The sequence below is a fragment of the Rhizobium rosettiformans W3 genome, assembly GCF_004912135.1.
GTDB classification, from domain to species: Bacteria; Pseudomonadota; Alphaproteobacteria; order Rhizobiales; family Rhizobiaceae; genus Allorhizobium; species Allorhizobium rosettiformans.
The window spans coordinates 60,714-81,646 of sequence record NZ_STGU01000007.1 but is presented as its reverse complement, the minus strand read 5'-3'; the positions used below and the strand labels follow the sequence as shown (position 1 = coordinate 81,646).

At 61.9% G+C, this 20,933-nt stretch carries 21 protein-coding genes and 1 tRNA gene; 7 read left to right on the top strand and 15 right to left on the bottom strand.

Going from position 1 to position 20,933, the window contains the following annotated elements; genetic code table 11:
- Positions 1-118: 118 nt before the first annotated feature.
- On the top strand, positions 119-1,654 hold the full coding sequence (locus tag FAA86_RS13960) for a sensor histidine kinase (RefSeq protein WP_113460909.1): 1,536 nt from the start codon (positions 119-121) through the stop codon (positions 1,652-1,654).
- A gap of 9 nt (positions 1,655-1,663) precedes the next feature.
- Here the strand turns inward: FAA86_RS13960 and FAA86_RS13955 are convergent, their stop codons facing one another.
- A complete protein-coding gene (locus tag FAA86_RS13955; RefSeq protein WP_136541518.1) occupies positions 1,664-2,086 on the bottom strand; it encodes a diacylglycerol kinase in 423 nt (140 codons plus the stop codon).
- Positions 2,079-3,101: a nicotinate-nucleotide--dimethylbenzimidazole phosphoribosyltransferase gene (gene cobT, locus FAA86_RS13950; RefSeq protein WP_113460933.1), complete on the bottom strand. Its 1,023-nt coding sequence runs from the start codon at positions 3,099-3,101 to the stop codon at positions 2,079-2,081. The genes FAA86_RS13955 and cobT overlap by 8 nt, the downstream gene beginning before the upstream one ends.
- Positions 3,102-3,224: 123 nt before the next feature.
- Here cobT and cobS point away from each other — a divergent pair, with 123 nt between their 5' ends.
- Genes cobS through FAA86_RS13935 form a run of 3 tightly spaced genes read left to right on the top strand, consistent with a single transcriptional unit; the run spans position 3,225 to position 4,965 of the window.
- Positions 3,225-4,010 carry an adenosylcobinamide-GDP ribazoletransferase gene (gene cobS, locus FAA86_RS13945; protein WP_136541516.1) on the top strand — a complete coding sequence of 262 codons (786 nt, stop codon included), beginning with the start codon at positions 3,225-3,227 and terminating at the stop codon, positions 4,008-4,010.
- Positions 4,011-4,045: 35 nt separating this feature from the next.
- Complete coding sequence (locus tag FAA86_RS13940; protein ID WP_136541514.1) at positions 4,046-4,267, top strand: DUF1289 domain-containing protein; 222 nt, start codon at positions 4,046-4,048, stop codon at positions 4,265-4,267.
- Positions 4,264-4,965 carry a retropepsin-like aspartic protease family protein gene (locus tag FAA86_RS13935; RefSeq protein WP_167494981.1) on the top strand — a complete coding sequence of 234 codons (702 nt, stop codon included), beginning with the start codon at positions 4,264-4,266 and terminating at the stop codon, positions 4,963-4,965. The genes FAA86_RS13940 and FAA86_RS13935 overlap by 4 nt, the downstream gene beginning before the upstream one ends.
- An 8-nt stretch (positions 4,966-4,973) precedes the next feature.
- On the opposite strand, the gene FAA86_RS13930 is transcribed toward FAA86_RS13935, so the two are convergent.
- The 8 genes from FAA86_RS13930 to hmuQ all read right to left on the bottom strand — a co-directional run bounded on the left by FAA86_RS13930 (position 4,974) and on the right by hmuQ (position 13,082).
- Positions 4,974-5,735: an ABC transporter permease gene (locus FAA86_RS13930; RefSeq protein WP_113460914.1), complete on the bottom strand. Its 762-nt coding sequence runs from the start codon at positions 5,733-5,735 to the stop codon at positions 4,974-4,976.
- Positions 5,732-6,658 (bottom strand): ABC transporter ATP-binding protein, encoded by a 927-nt coding sequence (locus FAA86_RS13925; RefSeq protein ID WP_136541510.1) that lies wholly within the window; start codon positions 6,656-6,658, stop codon positions 5,732-5,734. The genes FAA86_RS13930 and FAA86_RS13925 overlap by 4 nt, the downstream gene beginning before the upstream one ends.
- 78 nt (positions 6,659-6,736) lie before the next feature.
- The gene (locus FAA86_RS13920) at positions 6,737-8,041 is read right to left on the bottom strand and encodes a response regulator (RefSeq protein ID WP_246035089.1); all 1,305 of its coding nucleotides are present in this window, start codon (positions 8,039-8,041) and stop codon (positions 6,737-6,739) included.
- Positions 8,042-8,144: 103 nt separating this feature from the next.
- On the bottom strand, positions 8,145-8,969 hold the full coding sequence (locus FAA86_RS13915) for a response regulator (protein ID WP_136541508.1): 825 nt from the start codon (positions 8,967-8,969) through the stop codon (positions 8,145-8,147).
- Positions 8,970-9,123: 154 nt separating this feature from the next.
- Positions 9,124-9,396 carry a hypothetical protein gene (locus tag FAA86_RS13910; RefSeq protein WP_136541506.1) on the bottom strand — a complete coding sequence of 91 codons (273 nt, stop codon included), beginning with the start codon at positions 9,394-9,396 and terminating at the stop codon, positions 9,124-9,126.
- A 109-nt stretch (positions 9,397-9,505) separates the two neighbouring features.
- The gene (locus tag FAA86_RS13905) at positions 9,506-12,022 is read right to left on the bottom strand and encodes a DUF3772 domain-containing protein (protein ID WP_377344425.1); all 2,517 of its coding nucleotides are present in this window, start codon (positions 12,020-12,022) and stop codon (positions 9,506-9,508) included.
- Positions 12,023-12,211: 189 nt separating this feature from the next.
- Positions 12,212-12,730 carry a heme utilization cystosolic carrier protein HutX gene (gene hutX, locus FAA86_RS13900; RefSeq protein ID WP_136541502.1) on the bottom strand — a complete coding sequence of 173 codons (519 nt, stop codon included), beginning with the start codon at positions 12,728-12,730 and terminating at the stop codon, positions 12,212-12,214.
- Positions 12,731-12,737: 7 nt separating this feature from the next.
- Positions 12,738-13,082, bottom strand: a complete 345-nt coding sequence (gene hmuQ / locus FAA86_RS13895; RefSeq protein WP_113460920.1) for a heme-degrading protein HmuQ — start codon at positions 13,080-13,082, stop codon at positions 12,738-12,740.
- Positions 13,083-13,327: 245 nt separating this feature from the next.
- Here hmuQ and FAA86_RS13890 point away from each other — a divergent pair, with 245 nt between their 5' ends.
- Genes FAA86_RS13890 through FAA86_RS13880 form a run of 3 tightly spaced genes read left to right on the top strand, consistent with a single transcriptional unit; the run spans position 13,328 to position 16,088 of the window.
- Positions 13,328-14,206: a heme/hemin ABC transporter substrate-binding protein gene (locus FAA86_RS13890; protein WP_136541500.1), complete on the top strand. Its 879-nt coding sequence runs from the start codon at positions 13,328-13,330 to the stop codon at positions 14,204-14,206.
- Positions 14,207-14,226: 20 nt separating this feature from the next.
- Positions 14,227-15,297, top strand: a complete 1,071-nt coding sequence (locus FAA86_RS13885) for a FecCD family ABC transporter permease (protein ID WP_210309955.1) — start codon at positions 14,227-14,229, stop codon at positions 15,295-15,297.
- Positions 15,297-16,088, top strand: coding sequence for a heme ABC transporter ATP-binding protein (locus FAA86_RS13880; RefSeq protein WP_136541496.1), 792 nt, complete (start codon positions 15,297-15,299; stop codon positions 16,086-16,088). Before FAA86_RS13885 ends, FAA86_RS13880 begins: the two co-directional genes overlap by 1 nt.
- Positions 16,089-16,384: 296 nt before the next feature.
- Here the strand turns inward: FAA86_RS13880 and FAA86_RS13875 are convergent.
- From FAA86_RS13875 to FAA86_RS13855, 5 genes are all read right to left on the bottom strand, one after another.
- Positions 16,385-16,460, bottom strand: a tRNA-Lys gene (locus tag FAA86_RS13875).
- Positions 16,461-16,608: 148 nt separating this feature from the next.
- Positions 16,609-17,526: a PhzF family phenazine biosynthesis protein gene (locus FAA86_RS13870; protein WP_136541494.1), complete on the bottom strand. Its 918-nt coding sequence runs from the start codon at positions 17,524-17,526 to the stop codon at positions 16,609-16,611.
- A 74-nt stretch (positions 17,527-17,600) separates the two neighbouring features.
- Entirely contained in the window at positions 17,601-18,338 is a 738-nt protein-coding gene (locus FAA86_RS13865; protein WP_136541492.1) for an NUDIX hydrolase, read from the bottom strand.
- The gene (locus FAA86_RS13860) at positions 18,335-19,444 is read right to left on the bottom strand and encodes an endonuclease/exonuclease/phosphatase family protein (RefSeq protein WP_136541490.1); all 1,110 of its coding nucleotides are present in this window, start codon (positions 19,442-19,444) and stop codon (positions 18,335-18,337) included. The genes FAA86_RS13865 and FAA86_RS13860 overlap by 4 nt, the downstream gene beginning before the upstream one ends.
- Before the next feature lie 107 nt (positions 19,445-19,551).
- A complete protein-coding gene (locus FAA86_RS13855) occupies positions 19,552-20,775 on the bottom strand; it encodes an aminotransferase-like domain-containing protein (RefSeq protein ID WP_136541488.1) in 1,224 nt (407 codons plus the stop codon).
- Positions 20,776-20,933 lie beyond the last annotated feature (158 nt).

Here is a 20,933-nt window from a genome sequence, read left to right as displayed (position 1 = left end):
ATTCCCACCCATTTCAACAACAGATCCTTTTCACACATGGCAAACAAATCCTTCCACGAAAGGATCTTCTTAAGAATTCCTCGCTAGGTTCCAACAAGGCGCGGAAGACTGCAACGCAATGAGTAACGGCGTAGACACATCGGCGGACAAAAATGTGCTCGACCTGACGCGGAACATCCGCAACCGGTCGACGAACCGTGCCGTGCGCTCCACCCGCGAACGACTGCAGTCTGGCCAGGGCACCTCGCCAGCCTTCGACGTCGAGATCCTGGCGATGCATATCGCGGCCTGCCTTCAAGGTGCGGCTGTCATCCCGATCATCATCCTGCTGATAGCCGCCTCCGGCGCTTACTTCACCTCGCAGCCGCATTTCATTGTGTGGGGCCTCTTTGCGCTGTCGATGCACGCCATTGGCATCATGATCGTCAAGCGCGCGTCGAAGAGCGAGATCACCCTGGAAACCCAGGGCAACTGGCGCCGGATCCTGCTTCTCTCGCAGGTCGCCATGGGAATGTCCTGGGCGATCTTTGCGCTACAGGACTGCGACACCTGCAACCCAACCGCTTTCACATTCTACAAGGGCGCCGTGCTTCTGGTCGCCCTGTCGATCACCGCCATGGCGAGCATGCTCCTCCGCCAGGCTGTCCTGTTCGGCTTCCTCCCGACGGTGATTGCGCTCACCTTTTCCTCGAGCCGAAGCCTCGACATGCTGGATCTCGGCCTGACGGCCGTCTTCACCACCGCCCTCATTTTCTTCATCTACATCACCAACAGGCTGCATCAGGCCAATCTGAAGCTCCTATCGTTCCAGACGGAAAAGGATGACCTGATTGCCGAGCTGGAAGTTGCGAAGTCGCTCTCGGATGAAGCGCGTCGCCGCGCCGAAGAAGCCAATATGGCAAAGTCGCGCTTCCTCGCCTCGATGTCGCACGAGCTGCGCACTCCGTTGAACGCCATCCTCGGCTTCTCCGAGGTGATGGCGACGGAAGTACTCGGTCCCTTGAGCAACCCGCTCTACAAGGAATATGCCGGCGACATTCATCGCTCCGGTTCGCATCTGCTCGAACTAATCAATGAGATCCTCGACCTCTCCCGCATCGAAGCCGGCAAGTATGAACTCAGCGAGGAAAGCGTCTCCCTGCTCGAGATCGCCGAAGACTGCATCGGCATGATCCAGCTGCGCGCGAAATCCAAGAACATCCGCATCGAACAGCAGTTCGAATCCAACCTTCCCTCGCTCTGGGCCGACGAGAAGGCGATCCGGCAGGTCATCCTGAACCTGCTGTCCAACGCCGTGAAGTTCACGCCCCAGGGCGGCGAGATCATGGTGAAGGCCGGCTGGACCGCCGGTGGCGGACAGTACATCTCGATCCGCGACAATGGCCCCGGTATTCCTGAAAACGAGATCCCTGTCGTGCTCTCGGCCTTCGGTCAGGGCTCGATCGCCATCAAGAGCGCGGAACAGGGTACCGGCCTCGGCCTGCCGATCGTCCAGGCGATCCTGGCCAAGCATGGCGGCGAGTTCAAGCTGAAGTCCAAGCTGCGCGAAGGCACGGAAGTCATCGCCATCCTGCCCCCGAGCCGCGTGCTGGAGAGCCTGCCGGCCGTGTCCGAGGTCAAGGCCGTCGAACCCCGCCGGCGCCAGTTCGCGTAAGCGGTGTGCTTAGCCGAGCAAGACCCGGCTGACTATGACGTAGAAGGCAAAGGCGCCATTTGCGATGATCAGGCAGAAGACCGCAAAGGAACCGAGGTCCTTCGCATTGCGGCCAACGGTCGAGATCTCCGGGGAGATCCGGTCCACCAGTTCCTCGATCGCCGTATTCAGCGCCTCCACCGAAAACATCAGCATCATCAGGACGATGAAGCCCAGGAATTCGAACAGGTTCGCACCGACAAGGGCGAAGACGACGAGCCCGCCGACAAAGCCCAGCAACTCGTGCCGGAAGGCCGATTCCTGAACCAGGCGCCTGAAGCCCTGCGCGGAATACTGGGCGGCTGCAAACAGATGCGCGACGCCGGTCTTCTTCTTGATGACAGTCGATGCGAGCGGCTCGGGACCACCGGCCTGTGCGTTGCGGTCAGTCATGGGACTTGTTGGATACCCCGGCCTGTTCGAAGGTCGCCATGCCGGAATGGCAGGCAGCCGCAGCCTTGACGATGCCGGCCGCAAGCGCCGCACCCGTGCCCTCGCCGAGCTTCATACCGAGCGCCAGAAGCGGCGTCTTGCCGAGCCGTTCGATCGCGCGCAGATGCCCGGGCTCGCCCGAAACGTGACCGATCAGGCAGTGATCGAGGGCCGACGGATTGGCGGCCTTCAGGATCGAGGCGGCGGCAGTCGCCACATAGCCGTCGATGAGAACCGGGATCTTTTCCATGCGCGCGGCCAAAATAGCGCCCGCCATGGCGGCGATTTCGCGGCCACCAAGGCGCCGCAGCACTTCGAGCGGATCCGAGAGATGCTCCTTGTGGAAAGCAACAGCCTGTTTGACGGCCGCGACCTTGCGGGCCAGCACATCGCCTTCCGAACCCGTGCCGGGGCCAACCCAGTCTTCCGCCTCGCCACCATAGAGTGCGAGGTTGATGGCTGCGGCGATGGTCGTGTTGCCGATCCCCATTTCGCCGATGCAGAGCAGATCCGTGCCTCCGGCAATCGCCTCCATGCCGAATGCCATGGTCGCGGCGCAATCGCGCTCGGAGAGAGCCGGCTCACAGGTGATGTCGCCCGTCGGGTAATCGAGCGCGAGGTCGAAGATCTTCAGGCCGAGATCATGCGTCACGCAGATCTGGTTGATGGCCGCACCGCCGGCCGCAAAATTCTCGACCATCTGCTGGGTCACGGACGGCGGGAAAGGCGTGATCCCATGTTTGGTGACGCCGTGATTGCCGGCAAAGATCGCGACCAGCGGCCGATTGACGGCGGGAGCCTTACCGCTCCAGGCAGCGAGCCACATGGCGATTTCTTCCAGGCGACCAAGCGCACCCGGCGGCTTGGTCAGCTGCTTGTCACGTTCGCGCGCGGCCACCAGCGCTGCGGTATGCGGTCCCGGCAGGTCGCGCAGCAGGGCGCGAAAATCGTCGAATGGCAGGCCGGTAACGCTCATGGATCGGGCTTCCTTGTATTCTTCCAGCAAATCAGGCTTTGTGGCCTCTCTCATACTGACCGGACCCGTGCCGCTCAACTCAAAAAAGCGACGCAGTCCGTCGACGACGAAACGGAAGGAACCATGCAGGTCATCGAGAACCTCGTCACGGAGACGATGCGCGCCATTTCCTTTCTGAGCCGCCTGCCGATACCGGATCGCTTCTTCGCCGGACATGATGGAAGCCTGAGCCGGACCGTTGCCGCGTTTCCCCTCGCCGGTCTGGTCATTGCTCTGCCGGCGGCGGTGATCCTCTCCTTGCTCTCGGCATCCGGCACAGAGCCCGTGCTCGTTGCACTTATCGTCATTGCCCTGCAGATCATGCTGACGGGAGCTCTGCACGAGGATGGTCTTTCCGACACGGCCGATGGCTTGGGCGGCGGCGCAAACCGGGACAAGGCGCTGGCGATCATGAAGGACAGCCGCATCGGCACCTATGGCGCGCTGGCGCTAATCCTCTCGGTCACCCTGCGTGTCGTGTCGCTCGCGATCCTGATCGAAACCTTGCCACCGATCGCAGTTGGCCTCTCATGGCTTGCGACGGCTGCACTGAGCAGGAGCCTGATGGTCTGGCACTGGTCGTCTCTGCCGGCGGCTCGCGCAGGCGGCGTGGCGGCTGCGGCAGGTGCGCCCGACAGTGCCGCGGCACATATGGCCTATCTTTTCGGCAGCCTTGCCACGGCCTTTCTCGGTCTCCTCGCCTTGCCGTTCCATGCCTGGTTTGCGGCTTCGCTTTCCGCGCTCGCCGCGGTCGCCCTCTTCACCGGCCATTGCCGCAAGCGCATCGAGGGCCACACGGGCGACACCATCGGGGCCAGCCAACAACTCTCCGAGATCGGCTTCCTGCTGGCTCTTGCCATGATAGTTTAGGGACCCGATATAGGAGCGAAACCAAAGGGCCCGCGATGGAATCTCCCTGCATTCTCGTCTGTTCGATCGATGACAAGACCGGCTATTGCTTCGGCTGCGGACGTACCCGCGAAGAGATCGGGCTGTGGACGAGCTATTCGAGCCTCGAACGCCGCACCATCATGGCCGAGCTCCCCGCACGCCTCGAAAATGTTGAGCGCAAGCCGCGTCGCGAAACCCGCCGCATGCGGATGATCCGTGAGCGCGAGGGCAGTTGATGCGGTTCATCCTCGGCATCGCCATCCTGCTGATCGGTCTCGTCGTCCTCGTCGTCAATCACGATAGCGGTCAGAGCTTTGGCATCGACAACGAAGCCTTCGGGCGCCTGGTCGTCGCACTGCCGATCCTGCTGATGATTTCAGCCGGCATCCTTGTCGGCCGCCGCTCGCTCGGCCAGAGCCTGCGCCAGATGGCAATCTGGGTTCTGATCGCGCTCGTGCTCGTCACCGGCTACCTCTATCGCGGCGACTTCCGTAGCATCGGTGAACGCGTGCTTGCCGGCCTCATGCCAGGGCGCGCCGTCACGGTCACCACTGCAGACGGTCGCGCCGAAGTCATCCTGCACAAGACCCTTGGCGGGCACTTCGAGACGACAGTCGATGTCGGCGCCACCTCCGTGCCGGTCCTGATCGACACCGGCGCAAGCTCGGTTGCCCTGCGCTATGAAGACGCCATGCGCATGGGCATCGATCCGGGCGAGCTCAGCTTCACGCGCACGGTCCTCACGGCCAATGGCCGGGCTTCCGCAGCACCCTTGCGACTGCCCGAGATCCGGCTGGGCCCGATCGTGCGCACCGATGTCGACGCCGTCGTGCTCGAAGAAGGCCTGCTCGACCAGAGCCTTCTCGGCATGAGTTTTCTCTCGACACTGAGTTCCATGCAGATGCAGACCGACGAGCTGCGGCTGCGCGACTGACGCGCTTCTCAGGGACGCAGCTTGTAGCCCGTGTGGAAGATCCAGGCGAGGAAGCCAAGGCAGGCAGCCAGGAAGACGCCGATCATGCCGAGGCTGATCAGGGGATGCACATCCGACACCTCGAAGAAGCTCCAGCGGAAACCGCTCACCAGATAAAGAACCGGATTCAGGTGGCTGACCGCCTGCCAGAAGGGCGGCAACATGTCGATCGAGTAGAATGTCCCGCCCAGGAAGGTGAGCGGCGGGACGACGAGTGACGGCACCAGGCTTAACTGCTCGAAATTCTTGGCGAGAATGCCGATGATGAAGCCCGCAAGGCTGAAGGTGATCGACGTCAGCACCATGAAGAGCAGCATCAGCAGCGGATGCGCAATGCTCAGATCGACGAAGAACATCGCCGTGATCAGGATGATCAGCCCGATCATCATCCCCTTGGTGGCGGCGGCCCCGACATAGCCGATCAGGATTTCTGTCATCGCGACGGGCGCCGACAGGATCTCGTAGATCGTCCCGGTAAATTTCGGAAAATAGATGCCCGCCGAACCGTTCGACACGCATTGGGTGATCAACGCCAGCATGATGAGCCCGGGCGTGATGAACCCGCCATAGGAAATGCCGCCAATGCCCTCCATCCGCGAACCGACGGCAGCGCCGAAGACGATGAAGTAGAGCGCGGTGGACAGAACCGGAGAGATGACGCTCTGCAGCAGCGTGCGGCGCGTGCGCGCCATCTCGTAGACGTAAATGGACTTGATGGCTTCGATATTCATGCGGCCTCTCCGATCAGCGAGACGAAGATGTCTTCTAGAGACGTCTGGCGTGTGGAGACATCGCCGACTTTCAGACCGGCGGTATCGATGGCCAGCAGGAGCCGCGCGATTTCCCCGTCCTCGCTTCCGAGTTCGTATTCATAGACAAGTTCACGTCCGTCTTCACCGAGCGCCAGCGAGTAGCCGGCAAGGCTGGCCGGGATCACCTCGATCGGCTCGGTGAGCACGACCGACAGCTGCTTGCGCCCGAGCTTGCGCATCAGCGTGTTCTTTTCCTCGACAAGCAGCAGCTTCCCCCGGTTGATGACCCCTACCCGGTCGGCAATTCCCTGCGCTTCCTCGATATAGTGGGTGGTCAGGATGATCGTGACACCGGTCTGGCGCAGGCGCTCGACCAGCTGCCACATGTCCTTGCGCAACGCGACATCGACGCCCGCCGTCGGCTCGTCGAGAAACAGGATGCGCGGCTGGTGCGACAGCGCCTTGGCGATCAGCACCCGCCGCTTCATGCCGCCGGACAGCTCGCGCAGCGCATTGTTGCGCTTGTCGTAGAGGCTGAGGTCTTTCAGGACCTGCTCGATATAGGCGGGATCCGGAGACTTGCCGTGCAGACCGCGGGAAAAGCTGACGGTGTTGAACACCGTCTCGAACATGTCGGTGGTCAGTTCCTGCGGCACAAGGCCGATTTCGGCGCGCGTCTTGCGGAAATCCTTGACGACATCGTGGCCAGACACGGTCACCTGACCTCCGCTGGGATTGGTCATCCCGCAGATGATCGAGATCAGCGTGGTCTTGCCGGCGCCGTTCGGACCGAGAAGCGCAAGAATTTCACCCTCTTCGATATCGAAACTGACATTATCGAGCGCCTTGAACCCGTTGGAATAGGTTTTGGACAAAGATTTGATGGAAATAATGGGAGCCATGGGACACTCCGGGCTGCGGAAGGTCGGACACATATAGGCACCCACCCGCGGCGAGACCAGAGCCGAACGGCCACCAAATCAGGAAAGCATGGTTTCGGAATAGACGCGGTTACGCCCATAGCTTTTCGCGAGATAGAGCAACTGGTCTGCCGCAGCGAGATAGTTGCTGAAGCTCTCACGGCCCGCGATCTCTGCGAGACCGATCGAGATGGTGACATTGAGGTCCTGGTCATCGAGCGCGACCCGAAGGCTCTCTATGTCGGCGCGCAGGGTCTCGCAGAGCGCAGCACCCGCCTCCACATCGAGCCCCAGCATCAAGACGCTGAATTCCTCGCCACCCAGGCGCGCCAGAAGATGGCCACTCCCCTCAAGCCGGCGTGCGAGCTTGGCGCCCACGGCCTGCAGAACACGGTCACCGATCTCGTGACCATAGGTATCGTTCAGCTTCTTGAAGTGGTCGATGTCGAGCATGGCGATGCAGCAGGCCTCGCGCCGCTCGAGCCGTCCGGCCACCTGCGCCGGCCCCTCATCGAAGAAGTAGCGGCGGTTGGGAAGCCCCGTCAGATAGTCGCTGAAGGCCGCGACACGCAGCTGTCTGAGCTGCGCCAGCGTCTCGATATTGTGCTGGATCCGGCATTGCAGCTCTTCGACGACGTAAGGTCGGTAGACGAAATCATTCGCACCACCCTTGAGGAAGCTCGCCGACAGCAGCCGGTCGGCCGAAGAGGAGATGCCGATGATGCGAAGGCGATCGCTGTTGTGCTCGCGACGGATCCGCCGCGTGAGTTCGTAACCGTCCATATCGGGCATGTGGTAGTCGGTGATGACGAGCTCGATATGCGGCTGACGCGCCAGGATATCCAGAGCCTGGTAGCCGGTTGCCGCTTCGTAGACCTGGAATTTCTGGACCCGCAGCAGATCGGCCAGCATCGACCGGGCCGACGGCACATCGTCGACCACGAGCACGCCGACATCCCGATTGCCGAGGAGCCGCAAGACGGAGGACACCACCATATCGATGGCATTCTCATTGTTTTTCACATGGTAATCGGCAACACCCTTCTGGAGCAGCCGGTCCCGCAGATCGCGATTGAAATCGGCCGTGAAGACGACAGCCGGAATGCCCTCGGCGATGACGGCATCGAGCACCTCGCCATCGGACGCGCCGGGAAGGTTGAGATCGACAACGGCCACATCGAAGGGGTCACCTCGGCGGATGATGTCCCGGAAGACATCGGCGGACGCGCATTGCGTGACCTGGCAGAAGAAATCCTTCTCGAGCCGATGCCGCATGAGGGAGGAAACCGACCGGGAGTCCTCGATGATGAGAATGCGGCCCTGTTCGGCACGTTTTGCACTCAGCGCCCCCTGGCGCGCATACATCTGCTCTGAAAAATACATAAAATACCCACCACCTCGTGAGGTCGCTTGAAAAGCGACCTCCTCCCAATGGCAGGACATTAGCGACCTTGGTTATAAGTCGCACCTATTTTTTGCGGGCTTGCGCAGCTTTGATTTGTACCAGCGTGTCCAGGTTCTGGTTGACGCGGCAATAAAACTCTTCGTCGATGAAGGGACGCAGCATGAAATCGTTGCCGCCGACCTTCAGGAAGCGCGCGGAAAGGAGGCGATTCGTGGATGACGAGACCCCGATGATTCGCAGCTCGTGGGATCCGCGGACCGAGCGGATGCGTCGCGTAAGCTCGAAGCCGTCGATGTCGGGCATGTTGTAGTCGGTGACCACGAGGCCGATGTCCGGATTGGCCTTCAGGATCTCGATGGCCTTGGCGCCGCTTTCGGCGAGGCTGACCCGGAAGTTGTAACGGCGCAGGCGGCTCGACAGCAGCGCACGGGCGGTGGGGCTGTCATCGACGATCAGAACGTGATGACGATGGTTGGTGAGGAAGCGGTAGACCGATTCGGCCAGCATCTCGACGGCAAAGACATTGTCCTTGAGGATGTAGTCGACGATGTCCTTGGCGAGCAGCTTCTCGCGCATCTCGTCCTGGAAGGTCCCGGTGAAGACGATCGTCGGAATGTTGCAATCGATCAGATATTCGAGCGCTTCGCCGCTTTCGGCGCCCGGCAGGTTGATGTTCGAGATAGCCAGCACCACCGGCTCCTGCGAAAGCTCGTTCGCCATCTGCAGATCCTCGAAGGTCCGGCAAATCTCGACGTCGACGCCCATCAGCTCCTTCAGGCGCTGCCTGATCATCTGCGTGAAGACGTTGGAGTCTTCACCGAGGATGATCCGGATATCGGGAAAGGTCTCTCCCGAATACTGCATTCCAGAAACGCCGAGAACTGCCATGGCTAGCCTTTGTGTGTCTTGTTTATGGACACCACAACTATCTGAAGCCATTTGCGGAACCGTTAACTGCGGCCTCTCGGCGGCAGCAAGGACGGTTCATAGTTAAGCATTTCAGAATATCGAGTTACAACGGTCTGCACCTGCAAGACCGGCACTATTTGATGGTCGCCACGCCATCCTTGATTTCCACGGTCTCACCACCAGCCAGGCCGATACGATCGCCGTTCGGCAGCGTCAGAAAGCAGCCCGACGAGCAGATCACGTCCGACCCGCCGGCATCGAGCGAGATCTCGACCTTGTTGCCGTCTTCGACCACGACGATCACCACCGAAGACGAGCCGATATTGACGACGGAGGCCGCAAATGCGGGGCCGGCGGCCAGCGCGCCCGCGAGCATCGCAACCAGTTTTGCATAGAACTGCTTCATGCCGACAGCGAAGCCTGAGGCTTCGTCCTCTCAACCGCGGTCGGTCGATCCCGATCGCTCCTGCCCTTCTTGTGCCGCATTGCGCCTGAATGGCGGCTGAATGCAGCGTTCATGGCAAGAGTTTGTCATCATCCGTGTCCGGTGACAATTCCTCGCTCGGATCCGATCGCTTCTGCGCCTCACGAGCCCGGCGCCGAACAAGCGCCTGTCGATCGTGATCCTGGACATGCAGCATGACGTCCTGATGCGGATACGGCATGACAATCCCGCGCGCCCGGAAGCGGCTAAGGATCTCCATCCGCACCTCGTTTCTGACCTTCAATCCATCGCCGATGTCGGCGAGATGGAAACGCAGTTCGAAGTCGAGCGATGACGCGCCGAACCGCAGAAACTCCACATGCGGTTCCGGATTGCGCATGATGTCGGTCCGTTCGTTCACGACCTCCAGCAGGACGTCCATCACCTCCTGCGGATCGGTGTCGTAGGCGACGCTGACCGGCACTTCCGAGCGCTGCATGCGATTGCGATGCGTCCAGTTGCCCAGCGGCGAGTTGATCAGCTCCGAATTCGGCACGATGATCGATTGGCGGCGGAAGGTCTCGATCTCCGTCGCGCGCACAGAGATGCGCTTCACGATGCCTTCGTTGACGCCGGTGATGACATGATCGCCCACCTTGAACGGCCGCTCAACGAGAAGGATGAGGCCCGAGACGAAGTTGGACACGATGTTCTGGAGGCCAAAGCCGATGCCGAGGGAGAGCGCACCGGCGACCAGCGCCAGGCTGGAGAGATCGATACCGGCAGCGGAGATGCCGATGATGCCGGCAATCCCGGTCCCGAGATAACCCACGCCGGTCTTGATCGAGTTGCGCACACCGCCATCGACATGGCTGCGGGCCATGACATTGCCGTCAAGCCACTTCTGGAACCAGCGCGTGACCACAAGACCCCCGGCAAACAGCAGGATGCCGCCGAGGATGCCGAAGATGGAGATCCGGATCGTGCCGATATTGATCTCGGTGAAGAGGTTGAACAGCCAGAGCTGCAGATCGCGCGGCTGGAAGCCCCAGGACATCAGGATCAGCGGAAGGCCTGTCGCGAGCGCAAAGATGTAGATGAACAGCCCGGCCGCGATCCCGCTCTGGTCCAGTCCCACGGCGGACAAGCGGAAGCGCCGACCGATGAAGCGACCCACACGGGTCTCGCCAAACTGATTGGGCGCCGAGATCGCCTTGCCGGAGAGGATGCCGATATACATGGTCGCAAAGACCGCGCCCGTGAGCACGATCTGCGTCGCGAGGAATCGAGCAAGCCCAACATAGCCGATGGCGGCAGCAAGGATCAGGACCGCACCGACGACCCTCAGCGTGATCGCGATTGCCCGCGGCCAAGGCCGTCCCCGCTGGGCGGGGTTGCCATTCTCCGCCAACACCGGCCGCAGGAAGGAGACGAGGAAGAGCAGCAGTCCGACGATCACCGAGGACGCGAAACTCTTTATGACGGTCAGCACGACCGGCGAACTGTAGGTCTCGCTAACGACGGACAAGACGTAGTCCAGCCCATTGATCAGCGCCATCAGGAAGATGGCGATGCTGATGTCACGGGCGCCCTTGTTCGACAGCCGGACCAGCCGCCAGTTCGGTGCGGCTGGCGCCATCACGGCACGGGAGATGGCGGTAACAAAGAAGACAAGACCGATCAGCCCGAAGAGCGACGCGACGATCGGCGCGATGTCGGGTCTCAGCACATTGAAGGTGTCGAGCAGGAAATAGGTCGACGCAAGGAAGAAGCTGAGCGCCAGCGACGGCAGGATCGTGGAGAAGAAGGCAACGGAAAACCGGCTGAGATAGGATGGATTTTCGATCGTCGGATCGCGGCGGTTGATGCGCCCGAAGAGCCGGTATTCCGCAAACAGGATCAGTGAAGCGAGCACCATGGACAGCACGACGGCGATCGCGAGCGGCAGCGCCTTGAACTTGAAGACGAAGGTCAGCCAGCTCATGATGCTCCGCTGCACCCGGTCTGCATCCGCTGCAAAGGACTGCAAGGCCTCGTCCAGAACGCTGCGATTGATTTCGGTATGCTCGAACAGGCGGCTCGTGAAGAGCGCGCGCCGCGTATCGGATATGCGATCGGAAAGCGCCTTGGCGTCGATGGAGAGATCCTCGGCCTGCCCCATCAGCGCGTTGACCTCGGCCCTTGCCGCATTAAGCCGCGCACGTTCTTCCGCCACGCTCGCGCTCTCCGGTGGCTGCCCTTCCGCGGGCGGCTCGCCAAGTTCGGTCAGGCGGGCCTGGATATCGTCGATCCGCGGACGCAGATCGACGGTGGTCGCAAGCGCCTCCCGTACCATGGCGTCGGACTTGACCTTCAGATCGGCGAGAAGCCCGTCGTCCTGAAGGTTCTTCTCGACCTGATCACGAAGGGCAGCAAGACGCGCGCGCGCCTCCTCGATCCGGCGCTCTACGGCGACGATGGTCTCATCCCGGGCGGGCGCTGCTGCGGGCTGGGGTGCGGCGGTTGCCGGCGCAGGCTGGGCGGGAGCGGCGGCCTCCGGGGCTGCGGGCGCTGCCGGAGCCGGTGTTACCGTCTCGCTTTCCTGCGCAAAGCCTTCGTGCGGACCGATGAAAAGCGACGGGCCTGCAGAAAGCAGGCTGAGCGCAACGACGAGGGCAAACGGGCGGAAGCGGATCAAGAGGATGTCCAGTGCGAGAATGAAATCCGGCGGACAATAGATCGAGCTTAAGGCAAAAGAAAGAACGACTTAAAGGCATTGAGCCGCCGGTCACACGGAGCCGGCGGCTACCGTTTTTTGTTAGCCCAGCGCGGCGCGCAGCGTCTCGAAACGCTTCACCTGTTCGTCCAGAAGGTTGCGCTCCATGTCTCTGCGGACGAAGACCTTGAACATTGCCTTGCCGTCGGCATTCATGAACCAGACCGAGCAGGATCGGCGCCCATGAAAGCCGCGATCGACGAAGGCGATTGAGACACAGCGCTCCTTGCGGATGTGGCCGCCGATCGGACTGTCGCCGTGGATGTTGAACCAGCCATGGCCTTCGCTGCCATCGGGCAGGCGCCCTTCGACTTCCAGCACGATGTCCTCGGTGTGCACGATCATCAGGATCTCGCCCCAGGAGCTCAAGTCCGTCCAGATGCGCTCCCACTGCTGAGCCGGCACGACGACGGCCGCGCCCTCGGGGAGAACCGAAAGCACCTCGGCAGGCGTCACCTCAGCCTTGGCAGCAATCTGCTCGATCACGCCATCGGGCTTCTCGGCGAGCGCCGCAACCGCCCTTTCCCGTCTTTCGCTGCTGGTTTGCGTGAGCGTGTCCATTATCGCCTCACGCGGCTTCGGGGGCGGAGCGCTTGCCCGAGCGATCTTCGTGGATGATCACGTCGAAGCCTTCGAAATGCGGACCCGACAGATACTGCACCTTGCTCTCGCCGGCACGGGCATGCGCTGCGCGGAACTGCTCGGACTTGGTCCAGGCGACGAAATGGGCATGTGTCTCCCAGACCGTGTGCGAGGCATAGAGCGTGTGGTCGTCTGCCTTCGGCCCCTTCAGCATGTGGAATTCGATGTAACCCGGCATTTCTGCGAGGCGGCCCTCACGAGCCTTCCACTGGTTTTCAAAGGCTTCCTCGAAGCCCGGGACGACGCGAAAACGGTTCATGGCGATGTACATGGATCAGTTTCCCTCTCTGGAAGACGCTGTTTCGCCGAGGTCGCACATGCTTGCAAATCCGAGTTTACCCTGAAATCCGCCAGCGTGGAACGACCTCGCTCTGTTGCCTTCCTATTTAAACTTGTGTATCGCAGTCAAGTTAATTGTCGGGCTGTCGGCCCGACATGACGATCTCCACATCGGCACCCTGTTGGGCGACCCTGGCCGCTCTTCAGACGCCCGAAAACACAGGTTTGAGCGCATCCATGTTGACCCTTTGCCCGTTGCGCCGTCAGGTGCTTTCCACCGCCTTCTTCGCCCTGACGCTCTCGCTCACACTCCCCACGACGGCCTCGGCCAAGGATGCCGAACGCATCGTTTCGATCGGCGGCACGATCACGGAAATGATCTACGCGCTCGGCGAAGGCGACCGTGTCGTCGCTGTCGACACGACGAGCCTCTATCCGCAGGAGGCCACAGCGAAGCCGAACATCGGTTATGTCCGGCAGATCTCGGCAGAGGGCGTCCTCTCGCAGACGCCGGATCTGATCATCGCCGAATCCGGCGCCGGTCCGGTCGATGCAGTAAACATCCTGAAGGCGAGCGGCCTGCCCTTTGTCAGCATCCCCTCCCCGCCGGAGACGGCGGCAATCCCGGACAAGATCCGCGCTGTCGGCGAGGCCATCGGCCGTAGGGACAAGGCAGAGGCACTGGCGAAGTCCGTCGAGGAAAGCCTCAAGGCGATCGAGGACAAGGTGGCGGCATCCCAAGGTGCCAAGAAGAAGGTTCTCTTCGCTCTCTCGCTCGCCAATGGCCGCGTCATGGCAGCCGGCAGCCAGAGTTCGGCAGACGCGATGATCCGTCTCGCCGGCGCAGAAAACGCCGTCTCGACCATCAACGGCTATACACCGCTCACCGATGAGGCCGTGATCGCGGCAGCACCCGACGTGGTGCTCGTCATGAGCGGTGGCGCCCAGCACCTGACGGCCGAACAGGCCTTTGCCCTTCCGGCCCTCGCCGCCACGCCGGCCGGACGCAACAAGGCGTTTCTCACCATGGACGGCCTCTACCTCCTGGGTCTGGGACCGCGGGCTGCCGATGCCGCCCGTGATCTGAATGCCATGCTTTACCCGGAAGGACAGTGACCGTGAACACGCTGGCCCTGATGTCCACCCTTGGCAGGCGTGACGGAGATCGATCCGCGCTCGGCGCACTGGTCATCGCCTTGCTGGCCGTTCTGCTGATCATCGCGATCCTGGTGTCGATCGTGATCGGCCCGACCGGCGTCGGCCTGCCCCATCTGATCGCCTATCTGACGGGTGATGCGGCAGCCATCGACCCGCAGAACCGGATCATCCTCGAAGCCGTGCGGCTTCCGAGAACAGGCATGGGCTTGCTGATCGGCGCAGCACTCGGCGTCTCCGGTGCCATGATGCAAGGCCTTTTCCGCAATCCGCTGGCAGATCCCGGCATCGTCGGGGTCACCTCCGGCGCAGCGTTCGCCGCCGTCATCGCGATCGTTCTCGGCCCGACCCTGCTCTTTCCGCTCCAGGCCTTCTTCGGCGAGCAGTTCCTGCCAATGATGGCATTCCTCGGCGGGCTCGCCAACACGCTGCTCCTCTACGCGATCGCGACGCGCAACGGCCAGACCTCCACCACCGCTCTCATTCTCTCAGGCATTGCGATTGCCGCCATGACGGGTGCTGCGACCGGCCTCCTGATTTTCATCGCAGATGACCGGGCCTTGCGCGACATCACCTTCTGGTCGCTCGGCTCGCTGAGTGGCGCAACGACCTCCAAGATCGTCGCCATCCTTCCCTTCGTGCTCTTCGTTGTCGCCATCATACCCTTCGTCGCCCGGGGACTGGATGCCCTGATCCTGGGCGACGCCGCTGCCTTCCACATGGGCGTGCCCGTGCAGCGGCTGAAGCGGATGACGATCCTGGCTGTCGCTGCCGCCTGTGGCGCAACAGTCGCCGCCGCCGGCTCGATCGGCTTCATCGGCATTGTCGTCCCGCATCTGCTGCGGCTTGCCATCGGACCGGCACACCGCTTTCTCCTGCCGGCCTCGGCGCTTGGCGGAGCTGCGCTGCTGCTGCTCGCCGACACCGTTGCCCGCACCATTGCCGCGCCGGCGGAACTGCCGATCGGCATCATCACGGCGATCCTGGGCGCACCCGTCTTTCTGATGTTGCTTCTCGGACGACAGGGCCGTCAGGCCATGGAGGGTTTGTGATGATCCGCGCGCAGAACGTCACGGTGCGCCGGGGGGACCGCAATCTTATTGAAGACATCAGCCTCTCTCTGGAACCCGGCAAGTTCACTGTGGTGATCGGGCCGAACGGTGCCGGCAAATCGACGCTGCTCAAGACCCTTTCGGGCGAGATGAAGCCGGACGGTGGCGACGTCTACTACAACGACCGTAGAATTCCTACGCTGAGCGCTCTGGAGCTCGCGGCCGAGCGGGCCGTGCTGCCGCAGTCCACCGCCCTCTCCTTCCCCTTCACAGCGCTCGAGGTGGTGCGCATGGGCGCCGTGGCACAGGGGAGCCACGACCCAAACCTTGCAGCACGAAAGGCGCTCGCCCGCGTTGATCTGCTGGGTTTCGAAGGGCGCAGCTACAATGCGCTATCAGGCGGCGAACAACAGCGTGTGCAGCTCGCGCGTGTCCTCGCCCAGATGCCGGACCCGGTCGCAAACGGCCGTCCGCGCGCCATCTTCCTCGATGAGCCCACAGCAAGCCTCGATATCGGCCATCAGATTTCTGTCCTGGAGATCGCCCGCGATTTCGCAAGGCGTGGAGGGGCCGTGCTGGCAATCCTGCACGATCTCAACCTGGCGGCCGAGTTTGCCGATCATCTCGCCATCCTGCACCATGGGCGCCTGATCCGCGAAGGAAGTCCGACGGCAACGATTGACGACGAGACGATCGCCCATGTCTATGGCCTGTCCGGCACGGTCGGGCGTGTCCCCAGCGCCGCAATCCCCTACGTCCTGCCGCAATCCCGGTTCAGCGCATCTCGCTGAGCCGGCTACCGGTGTTGTCCACAGTTATCCACAGGGTAACGCCACACAATATCGCGAAAAACCCGATACATACCGGGAACACGATCGACCGGCGGGCGATACATAAAGAGAACACCGCCGTTCGGATCAGGGTGTTATCGGCTGCGTAAGACTCAGCCAATCGATTTCCCGGCTAACATCCTCGGCAAACGCTAATAGGCCGACGCAGTTGAGCAGCACGCGATGTTCAAACACATGCTGAATGGTCCTCGGAGAGAGGTCCGAAATACCTGTTTCAGTGTTCTGAGAGAAGAATTTGGTGGGTGATGTAGGGCTCGAACCTACGACCCGCTGATTAAGAGTCAGCTGCTCTACCAACTGAGCTAATCACCCGCCTGCACCGTTTCCGGTGTCTCCGCCGCCGTTTCCGGTGGCGTGACCGGGCGTATAAACAGGATCAGGGACCTTGTCTAGCGCCGCCGCGAAAAATCTTGGCTGTTTGGTCAAAAAAATTTCAAAAAGCGCAAATTCTCCTTTGTTTTCAAATGTCGAGCGTTCCGGTCGCGAGACGCACAGCCTGTCCTCCGATCCGCGCACGCGACACGGCGCCGTCCTTCACGTCGATATGCAGGTGAATATAGGACGGGCGGCCCATCTCGACCCCCTGCTCGATCATCATCGGATGGTGCCCGTCCGGAAGCGCATCGAAATGATGGATCGCGCCGGATAGAGCCGCAACCGCCGACCCGGTTGCTGGATCTTCGGTGATGCCCATGTCCGGCGAGAACATCCGCGCATGGAACTTGGCGGCATGATGGACGCCGCCGCGACAATAGACATAGGCAGACGTCAGGCGGCCCTCGCTCATCGGCGCGACGCGCTCCCAGAGCTGCGGGTCGAAGTCAACGCTTTCGACAGCGGCCAGATCATGCAGAGGCACCAGCAGAAACGGCACGCCGGCGCTCCAGACGACCGGCTGATGATTCTCGAACCCGATGGAGGTCACCTTGACCGACAAGGCGTCGGCAAGCCCCTGACGGTCGAGCTGGTGCTCGTGATGGCTGGAGATGCGCGGCAGGTCGAATTCGGCGAAACTCGCCTCCCCTGGCCGCACACGCACCGCACAGCGCACAGGGCCGACGGTCTCCTCGAGGACCGATACCAGATCCATGCTGGCCGTGTCGCCGCTATAGGCCCGTTCTGCAAGCGCTATCGCCGTGCCCACAGTGGGATGGCCGGCAAACGGCAACTCGCGTCCAGGCGTGAAGATACGAATACGGGCCGTGTGCGAAGCATGATCGGCCGGCTGGACGAAGACGGTCTCGGACAGGTTCATCTCCCCTGCCACCGCCTGCATCATCTCGTCCGAGAGACCTGCGCCATCGAAGATAACCGCCAGCGGATTGCCCGCCAGTTTCCGGTCGGTGAACACGTCGTAGATGGCATAGTCTCTCGCCACGGGCCGTCTCCCTGAAGGTCTCGCTCGCGGCCCACACTGCCCGAGCCGAAACGGCAAGGCAAGACGAGCCGGCCTTACGCCCTCTGCGAGAAGTACCAGCCGAGAATCGGCAGCATGGCCAGGCCGTAGCGATGCGCCGTCGGATCCCCGTCGCGAATGGCAACCGCACGGGTGATCTCCGGCTCGTTGCACCGGCGGGCAAAGGCGTTGATGCTCTCGACCAGTTCATCTGCCGTCTCGCGGAAGTGGAAGAGCCGCAGAAGCGTCATTTTCCGCGATCGGTAGCTGGCATAGAGAATCGGATCCGGCTCGGCCGCGCGAAGGTCGAGACCCGTCTCCTCCAGCACTTCGCGCCGCATGTTACCCTCAATGTCACAGCGCCCGTCGACAATGTCCGAGAGGTCGAGTGATCCGGCGGCGAAATAGACCTGGCCGGGATTGGCCGTATGCGGCGCCATCTCGACCGCGATGAGCGCGCCATCGCTTCCGACCAATACCGGGTAGGCAAACAGGTGGCATGCGCCAGTGAGCTCGGGCTGTCGCCGCCACCACAGGAAAGTGGCAAAGCCCGCGACATGGCCCTCGGCCTCCAGATGCCCCTCAGAGTAGCGGATCTCCCGTTGCAGGATCAGCGGCCCATTGAAGAGTGCGGGATTGGCTGCCAACTCCGCCTCCCAGTTGCGGGCGATCGCTTCAGCCTGTGCCGTTTCCAGAGGATGAACCAAAGAGGAAACGCGCAGATCGAGCGAACGCACCTCATGCACGCTACCGTCTGCTGGCAGACCGACATCGTCGAACACGAGCGCGCTCATGGCAGGTGCAGGGTCATGGCGATCGGGCAATGATCGGAGGCCTTCGGCCGATCCCAACCGATCCGCGGATAGCGCTCCACCTCCTGCCCCGGTGGAAAGGGCGTGCGGAAAGGCTGGCCATTGCGGATCACCTCGGGCACGGCAGCCGGATTGGCGTCCGCGAGGCCTTTCGACAACCAGATATAGTCCAGCTGGCAGAGATGCTGCTCTTCCGGCCCGCGCGCATGGTACAGCGTCCAGCGATCGAGAGCATCGCGACGAGCCATGGCATTCTCGGCAAAGCCGTCATGCGAAAAGACATCGAGCGCACTCTCGAGGTCTGGCCGAAGGACATAGTCATAGCCAGTGCGCCGATCGCCGATGACGTCCACCCGCTCCTGATAATCGTTCATGTCGCCACAAATGACGAAATTGCGCCGGCTCGCATGGTCACGTCCAAAGCGGTTCTCGATGATGTGGCGGACTGCCTTCGCCTCGGCCTCGCGGATCGGCATGGTCGATGTGCGCCCGTCGACGCCATCGCGGCCATTCGTCATCGATTTGAAGTGGACCACATAGACGGTCAGCGGCCGCCCGCCGATGCGAAGGTCGAGTTCCAGGCAGTCCCGCTTGAAGATGCGGTCATCCGGACGAATATTCGGTCCAAGGCCCGGGTGATAGAGGCCGAGATCGTGATAGGTGAGTGCGGCGTGACTGGTGACGTCGCGCACCTCGATACGTTGGCCATCGCGTGTCTCCTCCCGCATCAGAACGGCAACGTCAATGCCGCGACTGTCATTGCCCTCGACCAGATATTTCTGTCTGTATCCCGAGCCGATCATCCGGAAGAGATAGCCGTATTCGAAGGCCTTCAGCGCCTCGATGTTATCGACTTCCTGCAGGCACAGGATGTCGGCATCGGTGTCGGCGATGGCAAGCGCCGAGAGCTGCCTTGTATCGTCGGTGGACGAGACGATACGGGCCGCTTCCAGCCGCTGGTAATCGGCCTCGGACTTGATCTCGAAGAGTTTCAGCACCCGATCGGACCGCAGCTGGTTCCGATAGCCCGTGAAATCGAAGCGGGCGATCAGGTTCTCGATGTTGAAGGTCGCGATGCGGATGGACATGGACACTCGTCGGCTTGAGGCACTAGGGCGGGGCGCACTCAATCACGCCCTCCCCCTTGTCGCAACCCACACGGCTGCGGCCGGCAAAGCCCTCGGCCCGCCCGCTGTCAGGCGGCGCGGTCCAGCGCGCTACCAACCAGACGGCCGAGACGGCGGATCCCTTCGTCGATCATCGCCTCGTTTGCGCAGGAATAGGAGAGCCGGATAGTGTTGGCACCGGACCGATCGGCAAAGAAGGCCTGACCGGGCACGAAGGCGACCTTTTCCGTTTCCACCGACCGGGCCAGGAGCGCGGCTCCGTCCATGCCTTCCGGCAGCGTTACCCAGACAAACATCCCACCTTCCGGCCGCGTCCACTGCGTCCCCTCCGGCATGTATGTGTCGAGAGCCGCAAGCATCGCATCGCGCCGGGCGGCATAGGCTCTCCGGATCTTCGCAATCTGCGCGGGGAAATGTTTCTCGGCGACCTCGGCCACGACCATCTGGTTGATGGTAGAGGAATGCAGGTCCGCGGCCTGCTTCATCAACACCAGCTTGCGGATCACGGGCTTTGCCGCCACCACGTAGCCGACCCGCAGACCAGGCGCGAGCGTCTTGGAAAAGCTGCCGCAATAGATCGTCCGGCAGGCGTCGATCCCGCCGCTGCGGGCAATGTCGAGCGAAAGGATGGGCGGGATTGGCGTCCCGTCATAGCGCAGATGCTGATAGGCCGCGTCCTCGACCACCGGAATGTCGAGTTCATCGGCCAGCGCCAGAATCTGCTGCCGTTCCGCAAGGCTCACCGTCTGGCCTGTCGGATTGGCGAAATCGGTCGAGAGATAGGCGAATTTGACGGCACTTCCCTGCGCTTCCGCCGCTGCCCGGTAGCTCGCCGGTGTCCGGTTGCCGGTCGACAGTTGGTCATACTGCGGCTCATAGGCATTGAATGCCTGGAGCGCACCGAGATAGGTCGGCCATGTCACCAATGCGGTATCGCCGGGAGAGAGGAAAAGCTTGCCGAGATAATCGAGCGCCTGCTGCGATCCTGACATGATGAAGATGTTATCGACGTCGCAGTCGATCCCGAGACGCCCCATCTCCTCCTTGAGCCAGGTCCGGAGCGGCAGATAGCCTTCGGACACCGAATATTGCAGCGCCGCACCGGCCTTGCCTTCCGAGAAAAGCGCCTGATAGGCCTGGTTGAATTCCGCTTCAGGAAAGAGGGCTGGATCGGGAATACCGCCTGCGAACGAGATGATATCCGGCTTGTCGAGCAGCTTCAGCAATTCTCGGATTTCTGACGCGCGCATGCGCGACGACCGGGTGGCAAAGACGTGATCCCAGTTCAGCATCGGTGTTTCCTCAAGGCGTGTTGTTATCGCGGCAGAAGATCACGAAATATGCGATAGGTCAACAATGCTGACCTATCGCATATCCGTCGGTCACCATATGCTACCCACGCGGAAGTCGCTGCCTGAGATTGCGCTAACATTTGAGTAAAACTCCCCTA